Genomic DNA, 19585 nt, shown 5'->3' on the forward strand with positions numbered 1-19585 from the left:
GTCATACTGCCCTTAGCTGTGTGTATCAATCAGTCGCTGACTGATCTGATTGCGTTGCGCCAGTGGCAGTTCACCACGACGTGTTTTCAGCTCTCCCACCTCAACGCCCAGCGATTGCAAGCTGCTTTTTAACGGCTGCAAGGCACTGGTCAATTCGCTCAGAGTATGGCTCTGCTCCGACCAGAATGTTGCCGATAACCGGGGCAGGGCAATATCCAGTTCGATATCCAATGGTCCCAGTCGCTGCAGGTCAAAGTGCAGACGCAGTTGCCAGCTGATGCGCTTCTTTTTCTGTTTGTCGGTGGCAGTTTCGTTGTCCTGTTGCAGTGTCAGAGGCACTTCGCGTAACTGATTCTGGTCGCGAAACAACAACGGCAAGGTTACGGGTTGGTCTGGCCCCTGTTGCAGCCGCTGGATCTGCTCGTTTTCAACGCGTGCCAGCGCACTGTGCAGCTGGCGCAGTGCTTCCGGCATTTCACTAAGGCGCAGATTCAGTGGAATTTCTTTTACTGCTGCGGCTTCCGGCGGTTGCAGCAGGGTGTGCCATTGCATAATCGCTTTTGCCAGTACAGCTTTGTTGTCTTTACCCAGCAAACCACTGAGCAGGGCCTGGTGTGGCTGCTCTGTACTGGCTACTGCCGAATTCAGGCGTGCGGCGGCCTGTTGCAGAGCTTCTTTCAGACTGTGTGGTGCCGTGCCCTGTTCTTTGGCGGGTAAGGTTGTGGTTGCCTGTTGCCACAGCGAGGTAAACAGGTTACTCAGCGTCTCGGACGGACTTCTTTGCTGGCGCGTGTCCGTTCCGTCAGTGGCGTTTATCAACGGCTTTGCCGGTTGTGAATCAGCAGGGCGTGGCTCTGGCCTGGCGCTGGGCTGAGGTGTGCCGGCACGGATTTGCTCGGCCAGTGCGAACAGACGTTGTTCGTAGTTCAGGCCGCTGTTGGCAAGGCTCTGGCGTACACCACTGGCTGTGCTGAGCTGAGTTTGATCGGGTAGTTGCTCAAGCCATTGCTGAAGTATCCGGACGACGGCTGTGGGGATGGTGGCACTGCTGGTCGTTGTTGTTGGCAGTGCAGTAGCTATGCCGGGTGCAGAGGCAGGCGCCGGGCTCTGCATCTTAATCGCCATCCCGATGTCAGCGCTGGCAGGCAGGCTGCTGTTGCCTGCTGATGTATTAATCGGCGGCGATTGCGATGGTGGCGATTGAGATGGCGCCTGGGGCATTGTTACGGAGGCTGACATCTGGCCGCTCAGTAGCGTATTCAGACTGGCGGCGATCAGGCTGCGGGCATTGGCGCTGAGTGCAGGCTGAGAAACTGTTGCGGCAGCAGCAGGTGCTTTCATGGACTGCGCAGTGGCGTTGTACAGCGGCTGCTCGGTTGTCGCCGGACGTGGTGCCAGTGCCTGCTCAGCCAGCAGAGGGATGCGGGCTGCCAGCAACTGCGCCACACTGGCGGGCAGTGGCTGTGAGGCCGGTGCACTGCCCGGGAGTTGCACAGCGGTAACGTTGAGTACTGGCGGCGTGCCGTTGCTGCTCTGCAGGGTCAGCTGAGTACCTTGTGGCAATGGTAACTGGCTGATCAGTTTCAGCATTTGTTGTTCAGCCCGGACCTCGGTGACGTAGCCTGCTGGTGTCTGGCTCTGACTGATCACCTGGGCCTGAAATGTTGCGGCTGCGGGCGCAGAAGATCCCCCTGCGGTGCTTTGTGGCGCCGAAGTACGCACTAACTGTGCGGGAATAAGGGGAAGTGAATCAGGCAGCATAAATTTGATATCGGCCAAGGTTTACTCATCTTTACCCATCTTAGTTCCCGGGCGTCAGTGCTGGTAGGCCGTTTTTGTATATAATGCCGCGGTTTTTCGTATAAAGGTTTGCCATGTCCTTTGCACCGGATCAGATAAAGATCGACCTGGAAGCGCGTCAGCTTTGCTGCGAGCGGGATGACCGTATCCTGTTTGATCAGCTCGATCTGCGCGTGGAAAATGGTGATCTGTTGCAGTTGGCCGGGCCTAATGGCGCAGGTAAGACGACGTTGTTACGTCTGCTCGCCGGGCTCAATCGTGATTACGACGGCGAGCTGCTGTGGCACGGCCAGCCTCTGTACGACGATTTTTCTTCCTACGCGGCTCAGCGCCTGTATCAGGGGCATCTGGCGGCGGTTAAAAAGGCACTGACGCCGATTGAGAATCTGCGCTGGCTGGTCAGTCAGTGGTCGGTTGATGACGCCCGGCTGTGGCAGGCGCTGGACGAGGTTGAACTGGCGGGATACGAAGAGACTCCATGTCAGCAGTTGTCAGCCGGTCAGCAGCGGCGCGTGGCGTTGGCGCGTTTGTGCATTGCCCCTGCTGCTCTGTGGATTCTCGATGAACCCTTCACCGCACTGGATAAATCCGGTGTTGCCTGGCTGGAGAAGCGTATCCAGAAGCATGTCGAAGCCGGTGGCGCGGTGATCATCACCAGTCACCACGCGCTGGAAAATATCGCCAGTCTGAAACAGTTGGATCTGGGGCAACTTGCGATGAACAGGGGGCAGGCATGAGTCTGGTAACGGCAACGGTTAAGCGCGATCTGCTGCTGGCAGCGCGTAATCCGGGCGAGTGGCTGAACCCGTTAATGTTTTTCCTGATGGTCGCTGCACTGTTCCCGTTGGCGGTCGATCCTGATCCTAAATTTCTCAGTAAAATTGCCGGTGGTGTGATCTGGGTGGCGGCTCTGCTGTCGACCTTGCTGTCACTGGATGCTCTGTATAAAGCCGACGTTGAAGACGGCTCGCTGGAACAGTGGCTAGCCTCTGGTGAATCCCTGTATGCCATGTCATTGGGTAAGGCACTGGTGCACTGGTGTATCAGTGGTCTGCCATTAACCATTATGGCACCTGTACTTGGGCTTATGTTGTCCTTGCCGCAGGATGCCTACGCTGCCTTACTGCTGTCTCTGCTGGTCGGTACTCCGGTACTCAGTCTGCTGGGTGCGGTAGGGGCTGCGCTGACTGCCGGTGTACGCAGCGGTGGACTGTTGCTGAGCCTGCTGATTCTGCCGCTGTATATTCCGGTACTGATTTTTGCAGCCAGTGCTGTGTATCACGCCGGCATTGGTATGGACTACAACGGCCAGATCGGCTTTCTGGGTGCCTTGCTGGCACTGGCTGCCTGCCTGACGCCATTTGCGTCGGCTGCGGCGTTAAAACTGAACCTCTCACGGTAATTGGTATCTTTTATGTGGCAGTGGCTGAAACAGCTCTATCATCGACTCGGTTCGCCCAAGTGGTTTTATGAGATTACGGAAAAGTGGATTCCGTGGCTGGCGGTTTTATCAGCCCTGGGTTGTGTGGCGGGTCTGGTACTTGGCTTAGCCTATGCGCCGGCCGACTATCTGCAGGGCAACAGCTTTCGCATTATTTATATTCATGTGCCGGCGGCAATCCTGGCCCAGAGCGCCTTTATGATGATGGCGGTTGCCGGCGCTGTGTATCTGATCTGGAAAATGAAAATGGCCGCCTGGGTGGCCAAAGTGGTAGCTCCGATTGGCGCCAGTTTCTGCCTCATTGCGCTGTTTACCGGCGCTATCTGGGGCAAACCAACCTGGGGCACCTGGTGGGTGTGGGATGCCCGGTTGACCTCCATGTTGCTGTTGCTGTTTCTGTATTTTGGCGTGATTGCGCTGCAGCAGGCGATGGACTCGGAAGAAAGCGGTTATAAGGCTGGTGCCATTCTGGCGCTGGTTGGGCTGGTGAACATTCCGATCATCAAGTACTCGGTGGAGTGGTGGAACACCCTGCACCAGCCAGCCACGCTGAAACTGACAGAAAAACCCAGCATGCATCCGGATATGCTGATTCCGCTGCTGATTATGATAGTGACCACTTACCTGTTTTTTGCTCTGCTGGTCATTCTGCGTACCCGAAACGAAATTCTCTGGCACGAACGCAAGCGCCAGTGGGTTAAAGAAATTCTGGAGAACTGATGGAATTTAACAGCTTCGCCGAATTCCTCGCCATGGGTAATCACGGCTTTTATGTCTGGCTGTCATACGGGCTCAGTGCCGTGGTGATTGCCTGGAACGTTGTGCAGCCTGTTCTGCGTCGTCGTCGTTTAATTAAAGAGCAGGCCCAGCGTCTGCGTCGGGAGAAAAAGCATGCATCCCAAGCGTAAGAAGCGCCTGATTCTGATTCTGTTTCTGGTGGCCGGTGTCGGTACCGCTGTTGGTCTGATGATGTACTCGCTCAGTCAGAACATTAACCTGTTTATGACGCCAACCCAGATGGCCAATGGTGAAGTACCGGTTGGTCGTACCGTACGAGCTGGTGGTCTTGTGGTGGCGGGCAGTGTCGAGCGCTCTGATCAGGGGTTGGGTGCAACCTTCCGCGTAACCGATGGTGCCGCCGAAGTAACCATCAGCTATGACGGTATCCTGCCGGATCTGTTCCGCGAGGGGCAGGGCATTGTAGCGCTGGGACAAATGAGCGCCGACGGCGTGTTCATCGCCTCTGAAGTGCTGGCCAAACACGATGAAAATTACATGCCGCCGGAAGTAAAAGATGCGCTGGAAAAAGCGCATACCGAGGGTAAACAGGCGCTAGAGTCGGCGAGGTACTGACATGACTGAGTGGTACGGCATGGTGCCGGAGTTTGGTCAGCTGGCGCTGATTTTTGCCTTGCTGGTTTCTGTTCTGCAGGTGGTGATTCCGCTGCTGGGTGTGCGCAACAGTCAGGACTGGCTGATGGCTTATGCACGCCCGTTGGCCAGCGCTCAGGCGGTGTTTCTGTTAATCAGTCTGGCGATTCTGACCTACTGCTTTGTCGTGGACGATTTTTCTGTCGCCTATGTGGCGAAAAACTCCAACACAGCATTACCAACGCCGTTTAAAGTCAGTGCCGTTTGGGGGGCTCACGAGGGGTCATTACTGCTGTGGGTGACTCTGCTGGGTTGCTGGGGACTGGCCGTCAGCCTGTTCAGTCGTAGCCTGCCGCTGGATATGGTGGCGCGCGTGCTGTCGATCATGGGCATGGTCAGCGTTGGCTTTATTCTGTTCACGCTGGAAACCTCTAACCCGTTTGAACGTAGTCTGCCTTCTGTACCATCTGAAGGTGCGGACCTGAATCCACTGCTGCAGGATTTCGGTCTGATTGTGCATCCACCAACCTTATATATGGGCTACGTGGGCTTGTCCGTTGCCTTTGCGTTTGCACTGGCGGCATTAATGGGAGGCCGTCTGGATGCCGCCTGGGCGCGCTGGTCACGTCCGTGGACAACTGCTGCATGGATTTTCCTGACCGTCGGTATTGCGCTGGGAAGCTGGTGGGCATACTACGAACTCGGCTGGGGTGGCTGGTGGTTCTGGGACCCGGTGGAAAACGCATCACTGATGCCATGGTTGGTGGCTACCGCGCTGCTGCACTCGCTGGCAGTAACGGAAAAACGAGGACTGTTTAAAAGCTGGACGGTACTGCTGGCCATTTTTGCCTTCTCGCTGAGCTTGCTGGGTACCTTCCTGGTGCGCTCCGGTGTGCTGACCTCGGTACATGCGTTTGCCTCTGACCCTGAACGCGGCATCTTTATTCTGGCATTGCTCGGTATCTGTGTAGGCGGCTCGTTACTGCTGTACGCACTGAAAGCACCGACGGTGGCCTCAGTTGGCCGTTATGAGTGGGTATCCCGTGAAAGCTTTATGCTGCTCAATAACCTGCTGTTGGTGGTGGCTGCGTTTGCCATTCTGCTGGGTACCCTGTATCCGCTGGTTATCGACTTCTTTGGCATGGGCAAGATTTCAGTCGGCGCTTCCTGGTTTAACACCATGTTTGTGCCGTTGAGCGTGCTGCTGGCATTAATTATTGGCCCTGGGGCCTTGTCGCGCTGGAAAGCTGACGAGCTGAAACGCATTGGCGGACAAACTGTAGCCGCAGCCATTATTTCGCTGCTGCTGGCCTTTGCCGTGCCATTGCTGCACGGCGGTGATATGAACTGGCAGGTATTCCTCGGCATAGCCGTTGCGCTGTGGCTTATCACGGTAACTCTGACCGACGTGTGGAAAAAATGTCGTGGCCAGTTGTCGCGTATTCCCTCGCTGGGCCTGAGTTTCCAGGGCATGGTGCTGGCACATATTGGTGTGGCTATTACCATTATCGGTGTGGCGATGGTGGCCAATTACAGTGAAGAAAAAGCCGCACGTATGGCACCGGGCGATATTGAAACGCTGGGTGCTTATCAGTTCGAGTTTGTACAGGCGGGTCATATTGAAGGGCCGAACTTCGTATCCGATGCTGCGCGTTTCCGCGTTACTAAAGATGGCAAGGAAATTTCCCTGCTGACCCCGGAAAAACGTCGCTATAACGCCCGCGGTCAGATCATGACTGAGGCCGCTATCGACGTATCCCTGTTCCGTGATGTGTATATCTCCATGGGTGAGCCGCTGGATAACGGTGCCTGGGGTATGCGCCTGCAGGTGAAACCATTTATGCGCTGGGTATGGCTGGGCGCTATTTTCATGTCGCTTGGTGGTGCTCTGGCGATGGCCGATAAGCGTTACCGCCGCCGTAAAACGCTGCAGGAGGCAAATGCATGAAACGTTTGATGCTGTTTATTCCACTGGTGGTATTTTTTGGTATGGGTGTGCTGTTCTGGGTTGGTCTGGGACAGGAAGATAAAAGCGTTCTGCCATCACCATTAATCGGCAAGCCGTTCCCACAGTTTATTCTGAATACCGTGGAATCCGGTGAAAGTCTGAACCATCTGCCGCAGGAAGCGGTACTGGTGAATGTCTGGGCGACCTGGTGTCCGACCTGTAAAGCTGAGCATGAATTCCTCAATGCGCTGGCACAGCAGGGCGTAAAAATTGTTGGCATCAACTACAAGGATGACGACTTCAAAGCGCGTCAGTGGCTGAAAGCCTACGGCAATCCTTACCTCTTTAATATTGCCGATCCTGATGGTCAGCTGGGGCTGGAATTGGGTGTGTACGGAGCACCGGAAACCTTTCTGGTCGACAGTCAGGGAATTATCCGGGGCAAGCATGTGGGTGACCTGAACGCACGCGTCTGGGAAAAACTGCAGCCACAATTTGAGGCGCTGAAATGAAGCATATTATCTGGGTTCTGGCGCTGGTTTGCCTGCCGGCACTGGCCGTGGTCGAAGGGCATAAATACCAGTTTGATAATCAGCGCGATCAGGAACGTTTTACCCATCTTGCGGAAGAACTGCGCTGCCCTAAATGTCAGAACCAGAATCTGGCCGATTCCAACGCGCCGGTGGCCAGCGATATGCGCGCCAAAATGTATGATCTGATGGTTGATGGCAAATCGGATCAGGAAATTGTTGATTACATGGTCGATCGCTACGGCGACTTTGTGCATTACATTCCGCCGATGCGCAGTCAGACATTTTTACTCTGGTTTGGTCCACTGATTGTATTTGTACTGGGCCTGCTTGTACTGATGTGGCTGAAGCGGTCACAGAAACCCGTGGTGCAGCCGTTGTCTGCAGCGGAAAAAGCAAAGCTTGATGAACTGAAGAAAAAGGCAGGCTCCTGATGTTGTGGGTATTAATTTTACTGAGTCTGATCCTGTTTGCGTTTCTGCTGGTTCCGGCGACGCGCAAAATGACTGACGAAAGCATTGGCCAGTCGGAAGAAAACCTGCGCTTGTACAGTGAGCGCTGCGAAGAGCTGGCGGCCACAACGGATCTCAGCGACGACGAAAAGGCGGCACTGCAGCTGGAGCTGGACCGTGAATTTCTGGCGTCAGCGGATGCCAGCGAACGAAGCCGTAACACCGGCCCGGCCCGTCGCTGGCCACTGGCGCTGGCACTGTTGGTGGTGGTTATTTCTGGTACGCTGGCCCTGTATCAGTTCTGGGGTGCGTCAAACGAATTGCGCACGACTGAGCTGTTGGAAAAATCTTCTCAGGTTGAGTTGACCAAAGCTGAGCAAGCGGAGCTGACTGAACGTCTGGCACAGGCTGCAGCGCATGATCCGGATAATACGGAGTGGATTTATCTTTACGGTCGTATGCTGACTATGAGCGGTGACTTTGCCAAAGCCGCTGACGTGTTTGCCGATATTCTGGTGCAACTGCCACAGGAAGCAACCGAAGATCGCGCCGCTACACTGACGCTGCTGGCACAGGCACGTTTCTTTGCTGCCGATCAGAAAGCCGATCCTGAAATTTACGCATTACTGAAAGAATCTTTAGAGCTGGTGCCTGATAATCGCCAGACTCAGGGGCTGGCGGGCATGCTGGCATTCGAACTGGAGGACTACCGCGCAGCGGTGGAGCACTGGAAAACAGTATGGCTGAGCCTGCCTGACTCTCCTGAAACGCAAATGCTGGCACAGGGTATTCGCCGTGCTGCGGAGCGCTTGCAGGACCAGGGTGAGGACATGGACCTGGGTTGGCTGAAGCGGGCGCAGCTGATGGTGAATGTGGATATCTCAGCTGAGGCTCGTGCCGCAGTACAGGATACGGACACCGTATTCGTGCTGGCCCGCGCAGTATCCGGACCGCCTATGCCGCTGGCGGTGCAGCGCCTGAGTGTGGCGCAGTTGCCGGCGCAGGTAGTGCTTAGTGATGCACAGGCGATGGCACCGGGTCTGAACCTCAGCAACCATGAGCAGGTGACGGTTATTGCCCGGGTATCCCGTTCCGGTCAGCCGGTGGCGCAGAGCGGTGACTGGCAGATTCAGAAATCACCGGTCAGTAATCGTGAAGAAAAGATGATTCAGCTGCTTATCAGTGAGCAGGTTGAGTAAGGCATAAAAAAAACCGGCCAGCAGGCCGGTTTTTTTATGTGCAAATGATGTCGCTTCAGAAGTTCCAGAACACAGTGCCAGTTAGTGCGTAGGCGTAGAAGGTGTTGTCGGGGAGTTCAACTGTGCGGTTGTCTTCGAGGGAATTCAGATCTTCCCGAATCTTTTTACGCCAGCTGGCATTGGCTTCAAACATAGCCATTACACCGATTTCCGGCGTGAACTGGTATCCTGCACCGGCTGTCAGGTTCAGGTTCATGCCTCCACCAAAACTGCGGGTTAACGAGCGCCCGGTCGTTGAGTTCAGCAGGTTTTCATAAATATTAACGCTGACTTTTGAACCCGCTATAAAACGCAGTCCCTGTCCCTGGTTGGCAAAGTAGCTGTCGTATTCAAAGCCACCACTGATGCTGAATACACTGGCGTCTTCGAATACTACGTCGAGGGTATCTTCCGGGTTATAACGGACAGCTTCAAAGTATTCATCCAGCGTTGTAATCGGGTTACCAGCACTATCGATTAACTGAAGCGGAGCGCCATTGCTATCAAGCACCTCTCCATCAAGGATACTTTGCACTGAGCTGACCAGGACGGTGTCTGCACGCATATTGGTTTCAACTGCATCAGCGAATGCATCAGTGCTGTCGGTGTTCTCCCAGCCAAAACGAGAAAAGGACACTTTCTGGTAGTGAACGCCGGCTAACCAGTAACCACCGTTGCCCAAATGGTAAGCCAGGTTGATGTCGAGCATCTGAAAGTTCATAGCAGCGGTATCCTGCTGCACCGAGCCGGAAAAGCCGTCGGCATCCCAGTCTTCGCTTTCTTCGCTGGCAATCAGGGTTGAGGCGGTTTTAATAAAGAAGCCAAACCTGTCATCAATGGCGGTATAGCCACCGGAACGCTGGACAATGTTAAGAGCAGAAAAATCTGACTCAACATCAATGCCGCCAAAATTGTCGATTTTCTCCGAGTAGTGAACGGATTCAGCACCGGCAGAGAAAAAGCTGTAGGACGTATTGGAGAATTCGGCCTGCGCCAGAGGCGAGGCCAGAATCAGTGCGAGGGGGAGGCGGCTCAGTTTCATCTTGATCATCCTGTTCATTCGTTAGCATGACTATATAAAACAGGTTAGCAGATGAACACCGTGCAATGCCGCCACTCAGATCATTACCAGCGGGCGAAATGATCCTCTGACAGGCCCCATTCGCCTTCCAGGGTGATGGTTTCATCCGGCAGGCGGATTTCACCATGATAGCGACCGAAGTACTGGCTGAAGTTTGAGGCGATAAACAACGCGTTGGTTTTATCCTGACGACGGCCGCTGGGCTCGAAATGCAGGTCGATAATGCCATCCGAAGAACGCATCGCCCAGGAGTGCGTCGGGTGATAGCGGTCGAACATAAAGTCGACCATATCAATTTTGATCAGTTTATCGTCGAGCCACAGAGCGTTTTCGCTGTGACCGGTTTCATTCACCCCGGCAGCCAGGTTAAAACCCAGACGACGACCGTCACGCAGACGGCAGGAAAGGCTGCCCCAGTTCCAGAATGTCTCACGGCGCATGTAGCCACCGGTCCAGTCCACGGCTGCCAGTGCGCCGATGGATTGCAGGTCAAACTCGCGCTCGTGCCAGCGAATACTGCCGTTGCAGATGCGCGCGGCGCTTTTCTGTGTGAACACCCAGCCCTGATAGCCAGCACGGGTGCAGATCAACAGAGGGTCGTAGGCTGTGCTCTCATCAATGGTGGCATCGATTTCAACACCGCGTGCCAGACTCACCTGTACACGACGCACCCCAGGAGTGGTGCTTGCGTGGATCAGGAAGCGGTTGCCACCTTTAATGAAGCTGGCCGATCCGTCGTTCGGACGTGGCTCAATCTGTGTACCCATGCCCAGCGGCTGCAGGAAGCTGAATTCCTCGAACTTGCCGGTTTCCGGCTCATACAGATAGAGAAATGCATTACTGACCAGTTTCAGGTCAACCACCGCCAGCCCGACTATCAGCTCTTTGCTGAGAAAGCTGACGAATTCAAACTGATTAAAACCGAGTTTTTTCGCCAGGCTGGAGCGTTTTCTGTCCATAACTGAGCGCAGGTCATAGTCGAGATAGTTGATTTCTCTGACGCCTTCGGGAAAAAGGCCGTAGGCGGGTTGTCCCTGTGAATTAATCAGCTGATCGCGGGCCGGCATAGTTTGTCCTTATTATTGGAAGCCGTACTTCCGGGTGAAAATGGGGCACGGAATAAGCAAATGTGCCCAGGCGCAGCTATTGTCGGGGCTGATATGGCCTGAGTCCAGTGACGATCAGGCCATATTTTGTTTAGCGGAAGGCAGCGCGCAGGCTGGCGAGGGTCTCCTGATCGGCCTTGAAGCGCATTTTCAGGAACACGCCTTTGGCGGTGTAGTTGGCCGCTGAGAAGTCGGTGTCGATAAAGCCACTGAAGTTGTAACCCAGACCCAGCCAGACGTTAGTCTTTGGAATCCAGCCAACAGAAACACCTGTGCCATGCTGGCTCTGGCCAGCTTCGTAGCTGTGCAGTCGACGACCATGAGCACCGACATCCCAGCGCTCATTAAGATGATGACGCCACTCTGCGGCCATAAAGTCGGTGGTAGAGGCGTAGTTGTCGCTGTTGTACTGATCGAGAACACGCTTAACGCCATATTGGCCAGCCAGCTGGTCGGATGGCGTGATCAGCCAGTTGGCGTGCAGGTTATTGATCAGCTTACGGCTGCGGGACGGAGTCTCACCATCGATGCCTTCATTTTGCTGCACCCAGCGGGTCTGCCACAGCAGGGCAACCGGTGTTTTACGCGGGCGCAGCGCCAGGTCGAACGTGCTGTCCAGCTGATTGCTGAAGCCATCGTTGGCATTTTCAGTGAAGTAATCCAGGCTGCCACCAATGGCCAGCGCATCGGTCAATGGGTGGTAGATGGAAGTGCGCGCTACCCACTTATCGGTTTGTGAACCTTCGCGGTATTCCACACGTCCGTTCCACTGCCACAGGCTGGTACGGTAGGCCATGCCGGTGTACAGGGCATAGAAGTCTTCCGTGCTGTCGGATGTCTCACCCGGCGCATTGGCTTCCAGATTACGTGCCTGATCAAAGCCCAGGCTGGCACTCCAGCTGTCGCTGAGAATGATGTCCTGGTTCAGGCCGGACACTGCGAACAGGCGGTAAGCATCGTCTTCTTCCACCTGCTCAATGCTTTGCTCCGCACTGGCACCCTGCCACGGTGTGGCGCGCACACCGAAGACTGTGCGTTCCGGTGCGTCGTTACTGAAACCGCGTTCGTGTTCTGCGTACAGGCTGACGTCCTGTGTCAGGCGGTAGTCGGCGCCGAGGCGTAACTGGTCTTCAGCGTCACTGCGTTCGCTGAGGTTTGCCAGAATCTTGCTGGTCAGGGTCAGACGATCATTGAGTACACGGGTCGAGAAACCAGCCGTTGCCTGTTCTGTATACAGGGTGCTTTCATCGTCTTCTTCCTGAGCACCCAGTACACCCAGACTAACCTGCTGAGAGTTGTTCAGCTGGCGGGTCCATTCCACTTCGGCCTGATAGCTGTCGTCACCACTGGACAGTTGCTGGTGGTGGAAGGTTTCCACATCCAGCTTGTCGCGGGCACCCAGATACAGGCTGCCTTCGATACCTTCCTTGCGGTAGTCATTGTCGGCAGAGGAGGTCTGATCAAGACCAAAACCATCTTCCTGACGACGAACATAGGCTTTGGCTTCCAGGCTTTCTGAGCGGTGGGTAACTTCGACCAGCTGGGCAGACGCCGGATCGACGGTACCGGATACCACTTCCTGCGACTGCGCCAGTTCAGCACGAATTTCAGTGTCACCAAGGGAAATGGAAGTATCGGCAGCGGTCAGACGACGATCATTGCCACTCTGGTTCTGGTTGATATTGGTGATGCCGGCTTTGATACGGTCATCCAGCAGTTTGATACCCGCACGGCCACCGCTGATGTAACCCATTTCACCGTTACCATCCACTTCGTACTCGGCAACGATGTAACGTGGGTTAAAACTGCTATCAGTGCTGCTTACCGGACCTTTGAAGTAAATGGTGCCATCTTCGTAGTCGATAACGTAGTCGGTATCACGTACCAGTTCTTTCGACTCGACAATGATTTCATTACGGTAGCGGTCACGTACTTCAATACTGATGCTTTCTGAACCGGTAACAATCCCGGCATTGCTCAGACGGTACAGACCCGAAGTGCCGTCGCCCTGAATTTCATCACGCACAAAGCCGGTGTCTGCCTGACTGATAAAGCCAGAGAACTCAATCATGTCACCCTGGTATACCGCCTGTGCACCGGTCAGTTTGCGGTTGTAGCGACCAAGGGTGGTGACATTCAGGTCGGTGTTGATGTCACCGAACATGGCGTAGAAGCGCTCGCGCTCAAGACGCACATACAGTTTACGTGCGGAGCTGGCGTCCAGCTGTTGCTGACTGGCATCACCATACAGGGTGTAGTAGCGATCCGGTTCAATAATCTGGGCGAATGCATCACCGGCGGGCTTGCCGGAATCGTAGGCTGCAGTCAGCAACCATTCACCCAGTACCTGACCCTGAGCGAAGAAGGCGAGGCGGCCATCGTGGTACAGGTTATCGTCAACACCAGCAGCTGAGCGACTGCTGCTGTTACCGGACGAGGCGTTATAACCGACAGTCAGATCACCGAGACCAACCAGAATCCAGTCGCGTGGCGCCGGCTTCAGCCATACGCGCAGTTCATCTTTCTGGCCGTTGGCATAGCGGAATTTCAGCAGTGCTTCACCGGCCTGATTGGTCGGTGCCAGACGGATCAGAGCGATGCCGTCTTTACCGACTCGGTAGCCCGGGTTGCTCACTTCACCTAATGGGTTGCCTTCGATTTGTACGGCATCCGACAGCAGCATGTAAGGGTCGGCAATGTCGACTTCACCCTGCGCATTCGGACGAATCGGGAAACCGTCTTTATCGGTCAGGCGCACGGCAATGACCGGAGCGGTAATACCATCAGCAATCAGCTGGCTTTTCTCAGCTATGATTTCGGCTTTGGCTGGTATCTGCGCAAACTGGACGTTGCGCTCAAATTCTTCGCTGATGTTGCCCTGATCATCAATCACCATCACGGTGAAGCGGTTAGGGCCTGGTTGCAGGTCGATACCGCGCCAGACACTGACCACCAGATCGCGCTGGCTGTTATCAATCAGGCCGTCGTAGTTCAGCGGGCTGACCGGTTTATCTCCCAGCAGCAGACGCACGCGCTCATTGCGGGCGTGAGAAATGGCAATTTTCACCGACGAAATTGCCGGACTGCGATCAACCGGTGGCCACAGCCACTGAGCTTCATCTGCCGCCGTGGTGAACCAGCGCGCATTGAACTCAGGCATCGGTTCTTCTTCGACCAGACCGGTGTCACCACCCGCTGCGGTAGCTGGTAAGGTATTAATAAAGCCTGGCAGGGCAGACTGAATGCTGGCGATCTGAATATCACTGGCAATTGTGGCCAGGCGGATATCCGGTTCACCATTCAGAACTTTGACTTCCACGCGACGGTTTTTCGCCCGACCCAGTGCACTGCCGTTGGATGCAACCGGTTGGCTGGCACCTTTACCGGCAGACAGAATCTGACTGCGATCCACACCCAGTTGTTCGGCGATGTATTGCGCAACGGAATTGGCGCGGGCTTCAGACAGCGCCTGGTTATCGGCGTAAATATGTTTGTTACGGCGGGCAATCGGCGTGCTGTCAGTATGACCGACCACTTCAACTTTCAGATTGCGCAGCCCCGTCAGACTGTCGATTACGTTCTTCAGGTTAATCTTGTCTTCTTCGGTCAGCTGATCAGCAAAGTTAGCGAACTTCGGTGGATTGATCGGCTTAACCAGACCATCTTCCGGAGGCAGTTGCAGTACCGCAGATGTAGCCACCGGCTTCATGCTCTGCGCTGCCTGATTGTCGGCCTGGAATCGGGCAACGGCACGAGCGACCAGCTCACCACTGCGTGCTTTATTGGACACAACGGCAGTAAATACCAGCTCGTGTTCCCATACTTTCGGCTTGTCGCCCAGTTTATAAATCAGCGTGCTGTATGAAATCTGAGGGTCAGGCCATGGCTCACCGTCCAGTACGGTGCTGCCTGCTTCATAGACAACACCTTCCGGCAGAGAAATCATCTGCATGAAGTTATTGATTTCCACGCCTTTACCGGACAGTTGCAACGTGTAACGCAGCTTTTGCGGTACCGGCGAACCGTATGGCAGACGGCCGTTATCCAGTTCATTCAGCGGAATCAGCTCGTGACTCAGCTTTTGTGTCACTTCGCCGTTTTCCGGTTGCTTCATCTTCAGGGCGAAATCGACACGCCAGAAACTACCAGGCTGAACATCAACAAACTGGCTGAATGAGCGGCCAGCATGGAAACCACGCTGGTCACAGGTCATCACTTCCATGTATGGCGGAACAGTGGCGGTATCCAGCTGAACTACGTGGGTACCAGGACGTACGTTTTCGATATGCCATTCGCCGTTAGCATCGGTAACGACATAGGTGCCGTCTTCCATATACAGACGAATATTGGATACCGCATCGGCTTCCAGGTTGCCGTTACAGTCGTCCAGGTAAACGCGACCAAACAGGCGGGCCGAGTCTTTCATAAATTCATCGATGATTTTAACGCTGGCCTGAGCGGTGTTACTGCTGATCAGGTCGTCGCTGATCCATGCGGTGTTGGTCAGGGTGTCGTGAGCGTTGTTGGTGATCTGCACCACGTAGGTCAGCTTCGCCCGCGCATCGGCGGCAATATCCGGCAGTGCGAATTCGAGTTTGCGGCCAGTGTTATCGATGGCAGGATCAGCGACTTTTTCATCGTTAACATGTGCCGAGCCTGAACGGTAGCGCATACCCGCTGGCAGCTGATCATGCAGAATGGCATCGGTCAGATTCACGTCGCCATTGTTGATGTACAGGGTAAATTCGATGAAGTCACCGATACCGGCTTCCTGCTTGCCGGCTACTTTGCTCAGCAACAGGTTGCCATCCAGACGGTCGGCAGCGATGTCTGCATAGAACACCCGGCCAGATGACAAAGTAAAACTCTCACCTTTGGAAATACCCGATATTTCATAAGGACCGTTCGGTACTGCCGATAAGTCGTCATCACTGCTATCTGACGGTACACGATAATTATCGGGGGCTTCGAACTGCAGGCGGTATTCACCGGCAGGAACGTACGGGAAGCGGAAGCTGCCATCCGGGAAATATCCCAGATCGGTAGCCTGAATACTTTTCTCTGCACTGCTCACCGGACCGGTGGTAACAGTGGATGGCCACGGCGTGACACCGTCATCGTCATAAACGGTGGCAGCTTCGTCAGTAGCAACATCGATTAAGGTGACTTTAACGCCGTTAATAGGCTCGCCGGTCTGTGCATCAAAAATACGGCTGTACGGATCGAAGCGTGTCGATGCCGAGGAAACGTCGGTGCTGTCGATACTGTCTTCATAGGAAACGGTAATGCTCTGGCTTTGCTTCAGAGACAGGGTACAGTCGTACGGCGCGCTGCTGCTATCCACCGCAGCGGTAGCGATAAAGCCAATGAAGATACCTGTGTTATCGCCACTTTCGGTGAGGCGCAGTTTTTCGGTATCGCTGTTCTGACTGTTGGATACAACGACTTCAATCTGATCGGGACGAACAGAGTTGAGGTTTTTATCCAGATCCGTCAGCTGGATCATCAACGGCTCACCAATCTTGTAGCCGTATTCATTAGAGCTCAGCACATAACTGCCCGGTGTGGCGTAGGCGTTGTTGCCGAGGTCGGAAATCTGATTAACCACAGAGAAGTTGCCGCTGTTGTCAGCAGATTCTGTTGGTTCTACGAGAGTAGGGCGATCACTGCTGCCAGGCAGGAAGTGCGCCAGGGTCAGTTCAGAAGGCGTTGGAGCCGTGCCGGCTGCACTGATTTCTTCAGTTACAAAGGTCACATCCGCAGACGTTTGCTCTGAGCTGTTGCTCAGTGGAAGCGTCCAACTGGCTGAGACGGTATTGGTAATGCTGGTATTCGCCGGGGTGACTGCAGCAGCCGCCCACGGCGAAGCCATCGCAAAAACACACAGGCAGGCAGCAACCCGGGCGGAAAGCCCGTGCTGCAGAACCTGGCGAATGTGATTTGCGATGTTCAGCATCATTATTTCACTTTGGCGGTGAAAGTGATGGTGCTGGAACCACCGGCAGGGAAGGTGTCGTAATGCACGTACACCTGAGTTGCGGTGGATGAGCTCGTGTCGTAAGTGAAGGTACCGCTGGAACCATCGTCCGTTGTTACAGTGATGTTTTCGCAGTTGGTATCGGCTGTGTTATCACAGAACTCAATCTCTGTGATTGTATCGAGAGGATCACTGATATTCACGTCCAGAGCGTTGCCAGTACCTTTGTTTTTAAGGGTGATGGTGTAACGCACAATGGCTCCCGGAATGGCTTTCGGCCGTGTGCCTGCAACCAATGAAATCGGATCAGACAGAACTACACTGGTTTTCACAAAACCATCGTTGTTAGGATCGCTATCGGGGATCACTGAGAAATCAGGGATGCCGCTCAGTGTAGAACCCACGTAGGTCAGCTCTGAGTTATCGTTGCCAGCATCTGCATATACAAACTGAATCGTTTGCTGTGCATCTGCATTCCCTGAATCATCGGAAACGCTGCGATTAACGGTTTCACCAGTAATCAACACTTCTTCGGCGACTGCCGTGACAGACATCCCGAGGATATTGTTATCTGCACCCGTAACGCTTGCTGACGGAATCAGAACATACAGGTTCTGAGACGTAGTATCTGCGGTGAGGTCGAGCAGTCCGCCCGTTGAACCGGTTGATTTAACAGTTTCATCGGTTAAATCACCATCGCCATCAGTGTCGACAACATACTTAATTTCGGTGGAGTTCGAAGAAGCAGTTGCAGTGTATTCAGTTGAGTTGACAGTGAACTTGCCATCCTTCGCAATCATGGTTACACCAATGCTGTAGAATGCTTTGGTGTTGGATGAGTTGCTTAACTGAACAGGACCTGATTTGTAGTAAGACACAGCGTCCAGGGTTTCAGCTGTGGTGGTGTTCAGTGCAGTTTGCGCAGTCCAACCGAAGTCGATTTTTACATCGACGAGAAATGCAGTCTTAGCTTCAACGCTGTTGGAGGTTGAACCATTAACTGCATAGCTCATTGTCGCGGTATTCTCGATGCTTTTACCTGCATCCGTACCTGCAGCCATCGCTTGCTGAGAAACGAGGCCGGCCAGGGACAGGGCTGCAGGAAGTACTACTTTCTGAAATGTTTTCATAAACATTCTCCCAATTAGTTCACACGAACTTTAAATTCCACTTTGCCGCTGGCACCGGCCTCAACCGGATTCGTCAGCTGCCAGCGGATGTGGCTGTACTCTTCCGCTTTTGCCGCGCGGGTTTTACCCTGCTCGGTTACGGTCAGTTCAGATGCTTTCGCAAAGCTCTGACCGCCATTCACGGAATAGGTAATAACGCTGCCAGCACCAGTGGCACTGTTAGCGATATAGCTTGTTGCATCAGGAACCGGATTGTTGATCACAATCGACTCCGCAGCGTCCTTACCGTTATTCGAGTAGGTAATCCGATAACCTACTTTGTCGCCCGGAACGACTTTTTCGGGTGCCTGCCACTCTTCCATCACGGTGCCATCAGCCTGTGGAACAGGCACGATTTTGAAGGCCTCAGTGGTCAGCGATACCTCCGCAAAAACCAGTGAAGGAAGAAGTGCAAGCGTGAACAGAAGAGTGCGCATAACTTACCCCGTTATCAGTCGATGGTTGCCTGGAACTGAATGGTGAAATCGCCAGCCGCAGCCTGATCACCCATTACGAAGGTCACGCGACCGTTTGTACCTGCATTCGGGTCGTAACGACCTGCATCAGAATCTGCTGCAGAGTCAGTGTTAGCGACTGCGTTGCTGGTGGTCAGTTCGACACCGGCCAGATCACTGTTGGCAATCAGCAGAGAGCCGTCTACGTAGGTCAGGTTGGCTGGCAGGTTATCGACGATGTTCAGACCATTAACTGCGTCTGTTACTTCAACCAGAATCTGGTAGGTCACAACAGAACCCGGCACTTTAACCGCACCCAGGGTTGGGTGGACGGTAGACAGTACGGTTTTGGTAACAACGACCAGACCAGCAGTTGCAGTAACGTCGAAGGTCACGGCGTCAATTGAGCCACCGGCATTGGCTGCCAGTACGGCATCAGTGCCACCATCGCCCTGACCACTGAGGATGTCACCTACGCTGCCGCTGGCGGCGCCAGTAGTGGCAGAGGTAACGTTGGAATTGATAACGGAGTCGTCACCAATGTTCTGGCCAACCGGAATGTTTACCACAACGAAAATGGTTTCAAATTCGTCAGGATCCAGGTTGATCAGATCAACTTCAGTCTCAGTGCCCTGGAAGCCGTCAACGCCGTCATCCAGGTAAATTTTGACATTGGTTACGTCGAAGACGTCACCGGCCTGGTTAGTAACTGTCAGGTCAAAGGTTTCGTTACCGTTACCAGTGTTGGTAATGGTGTACTCGATTACCTGAGTCGAACCTGCCTGAACGTCGATAGAAGTTGAGTCATTGTTGGTTACGCTGACATCAATTTTTTCCTGAACGATAAACGATGTGGAATCGCTTACAGACAGTTGTGTAGCCGCATCAGACGGCGAGTAATACGTCGCTGTTGCGGTGTTCTGGATCGGGGTACCTACTGGCGTTGCTGCCAGAGTAGCCGTCGATGCCAGTACGCCTGCGAAAAGCAGGGCGGCTTGCTTGATGGTCTTCATAGGA

16 protein-coding genes are annotated in these 19585 nt (G+C 54.2%); 9 read left to right on the forward strand and 7 right to left on the reverse strand.

The annotated features are described in order from the left end of the window. Positions 1-12 precede the first annotated feature (12 nt). Complete coding sequence (locus I9W95_RS10120) at positions 13-1779, reverse strand: flagellar hook-length control protein FliK (protein WP_225674461.1); 1767 nt, start codon at positions 1777-1779, stop codon at positions 13-15. 95 nt (positions 1780-1874) lie between these two features. Between I9W95_RS10120 and ccmA the strand changes: the two genes are divergently transcribed. From ccmA to ccmI, 9 genes are read left to right on the forward strand one after another with little or no spacing between them, the layout of a single operon-like run. After that, entirely contained in the window at positions 1875-2537 is a 663-nt protein-coding gene (gene ccmA, locus I9W95_RS10125; protein ID WP_225674463.1) for a cytochrome c biogenesis heme-transporting ATPase CcmA, read from the forward strand. Further along, positions 2534-3202 carry a heme exporter protein CcmB gene (ccmB, locus tag I9W95_RS10130; RefSeq protein ID WP_225674465.1) on the forward strand — a complete coding sequence of 223 codons (669 nt, stop codon included), beginning with the start codon at positions 2534-2536 and terminating at the stop codon, positions 3200-3202. Before ccmA ends, ccmB begins: the two co-directional genes overlap by 4 nt. 12 nt (positions 3203-3214) lie before the next feature. Beyond that, the gene (locus tag I9W95_RS10135; protein ID WP_225674467.1) at positions 3215-3961 is read left to right on the forward strand and encodes a heme ABC transporter permease; all 747 of its coding nucleotides are present in this window, start codon (positions 3215-3217) and stop codon (positions 3959-3961) included. Then, positions 3961-4149 (forward strand): heme exporter protein CcmD, encoded by a 189-nt coding sequence (gene ccmD, locus I9W95_RS10140; RefSeq protein ID WP_225674469.1) that lies wholly within the window; start codon positions 3961-3963, stop codon positions 4147-4149. The genes I9W95_RS10135 and ccmD overlap by 1 nt, the downstream gene beginning before the upstream one ends. Further along, positions 4133-4594: a cytochrome c maturation protein CcmE gene (ccmE, locus tag I9W95_RS10145; RefSeq protein ID WP_225674471.1), complete on the forward strand. Its 462-nt coding sequence runs from the start codon at positions 4133-4135 to the stop codon at positions 4592-4594. Before ccmD ends, ccmE begins: the two co-directional genes overlap by 17 nt. 19 nt (positions 4595-4613) lie before the next feature. Continuing rightward, positions 4614-6560 (forward strand): heme lyase CcmF/NrfE family subunit, encoded by a 1947-nt coding sequence (locus I9W95_RS10150; protein WP_225674498.1) that lies wholly within the window; start codon positions 4614-4616, stop codon positions 6558-6560. Continuing rightward, entirely contained in the window at positions 6557-7072 is a 516-nt protein-coding gene (locus I9W95_RS10155) for a DsbE family thiol:disulfide interchange protein (RefSeq protein ID WP_225674472.1), read from the forward strand. The genes I9W95_RS10150 and I9W95_RS10155 overlap by 4 nt, the downstream gene beginning before the upstream one ends. Beyond that, positions 7069-7524, forward strand: coding sequence for a cytochrome c-type biogenesis protein (locus I9W95_RS10160; RefSeq protein ID WP_225674474.1), 456 nt, complete (start codon positions 7069-7071; stop codon positions 7522-7524). The genes I9W95_RS10155 and I9W95_RS10160 overlap by 4 nt, the downstream gene beginning before the upstream one ends. Then, positions 7524-8741 (forward strand): c-type cytochrome biogenesis protein CcmI, encoded by a 1218-nt coding sequence (gene ccmI, locus I9W95_RS10165; RefSeq protein ID WP_225674476.1) that lies wholly within the window; start codon positions 7524-7526, stop codon positions 8739-8741. The genes I9W95_RS10160 and ccmI overlap by 1 nt, the downstream gene beginning before the upstream one ends. A 55-nt stretch (positions 8742-8796) precedes the next feature. Here ccmI and I9W95_RS10170 read toward each other — a convergent pair whose 3' ends face one another. The 6 genes from I9W95_RS10170 to I9W95_RS10195 all read right to left on the reverse strand — a co-directional run bounded on the left by I9W95_RS10170 (position 8797) and on the right by I9W95_RS10195 (position 19581). Further along, positions 8797-9822 (reverse strand): hypothetical protein, encoded by a 1026-nt coding sequence (locus I9W95_RS10170; RefSeq protein ID WP_225674478.1) that lies wholly within the window; start codon positions 9820-9822, stop codon positions 8797-8799. A gap of 83 nt (positions 9823-9905) precedes the next feature. Further along, positions 9906-10928, reverse strand: a complete 1023-nt coding sequence (locus I9W95_RS10175; RefSeq protein ID WP_225674480.1) for a DUF2804 domain-containing protein — start codon at positions 10926-10928, stop codon at positions 9906-9908. A gap of 130 nt (positions 10929-11058) precedes the next feature. After that, a complete protein-coding gene (locus I9W95_RS10180) occupies positions 11059-16926 on the reverse strand; it encodes an OmpA family protein (protein ID WP_225674482.1) in 5868 nt (1955 codons plus the stop codon). Further along, positions 16926-18074: a DUF11 domain-containing protein gene (locus I9W95_RS10185; protein ID WP_225674484.1), complete on the reverse strand. Its 1149-nt coding sequence runs from the start codon at positions 18072-18074 to the stop codon at positions 16926-16928. The genes I9W95_RS10180 and I9W95_RS10185 overlap by 1 nt, the downstream gene beginning before the upstream one ends. Positions 18075-18088: 14 nt before the next feature. Beyond that, positions 18089-18550 carry a DUF11 domain-containing protein gene (locus I9W95_RS10190; protein ID WP_225674486.1) on the reverse strand — a complete coding sequence of 154 codons (462 nt, stop codon included), beginning with the start codon at positions 18548-18550 and terminating at the stop codon, positions 18089-18091. A gap of 14 nt (positions 18551-18564) precedes the next feature. Beyond that, entirely contained in the window at positions 18565-19581 is a 1017-nt protein-coding gene (locus I9W95_RS10195) for a COG1361 family protein (RefSeq protein WP_225674488.1), read from the reverse strand. Positions 19582-19585: the final 4 nt, after the last annotated feature.

This window comes from Thalassolituus marinus (assembly GCF_020320395.1).
GTDB classification, from domain to species: Bacteria; Pseudomonadota; Gammaproteobacteria; order Pseudomonadales; family Oceanobacteraceae; genus Venatoribacter; species Venatoribacter marinus.

Coding starts and splice junctions, on each gene's coding strand:
- ccmE (WP_225674471.1), top strand. CDS start 4,133: ATGCATCCCAAGCGTAAGAAGCGCCTGATTCTGATTCTGTTTCTGGTG.
- ccmB (WP_225674465.1), top strand. CDS start 2,534: ATGAGTCTGGTAACGGCAACGGTTAAGCGCGATCTGCTGCTGGCAGCG.
- I9W95_RS10135 (WP_225674467.1), top strand. CDS start 3,215: ATGTGGCAGTGGCTGAAACAGCTCTATCATCGACTCGGTTCGCCCAAG.
- I9W95_RS10150 (WP_225674498.1), top strand. CDS start 4,614: ATGGTGCCGGAGTTTGGTCAGCTGGCGCTGATTTTTGCCTTGCTGGTT.
- I9W95_RS10160 (WP_225674474.1), top strand. CDS start 7,069: ATGAAGCATATTATCTGGGTTCTGGCGCTGGTTTGCCTGCCGGCACTG.
- I9W95_RS10180 (WP_225674482.1), bottom strand. CDS start 16,926: ATGATGCTGAACATCGCAAATCACATTCGCCAGGTTCTGCAGCACGGG.
- I9W95_RS10155 (WP_225674472.1), top strand. CDS start 6,557: ATGAAACGTTTGATGCTGTTTATTCCACTGGTGGTATTTTTTGGTATG.
- I9W95_RS10195 (WP_225674488.1), bottom strand. CDS start 19,581: ATGAAGACCATCAAGCAAGCCGCCCTGCTTTTCGCAGGCGTACTGGCA.
- ccmI (WP_225674476.1), top strand. CDS start 7,524: ATGTTGTGGGTATTAATTTTACTGAGTCTGATCCTGTTTGCGTTTCTG.
- ccmA (WP_225674463.1), top strand. CDS start 1,875: ATGTCCTTTGCACCGGATCAGATAAAGATCGACCTGGAAGCGCGTCAG.
- I9W95_RS10185 (WP_225674484.1), bottom strand. CDS start 18,074: ATGAAAACATTTCAGAAAGTAGTACTTCCTGCAGCCCTGTCCCTGGCC.
- ccmD (WP_225674469.1), top strand. CDS start 3,961: ATGGAATTTAACAGCTTCGCCGAATTCCTCGCCATGGGTAATCACGGC.
- I9W95_RS10170 (WP_225674478.1), bottom strand. CDS start 9,822: ATGAAACTGAGCCGCCTCCCCCTCGCACTGATTCTGGCCTCGCCTCTG.
- I9W95_RS10175 (WP_225674480.1), bottom strand. CDS start 10,928: ATGCCGGCCCGCGATCAGCTGATTAATTCACAGGGACAACCCGCCTAC.
- I9W95_RS10190 (WP_225674486.1), bottom strand. CDS start 18,550: ATGCGCACTCTTCTGTTCACGCTTGCACTTCTTCCTTCACTGGTTTTT.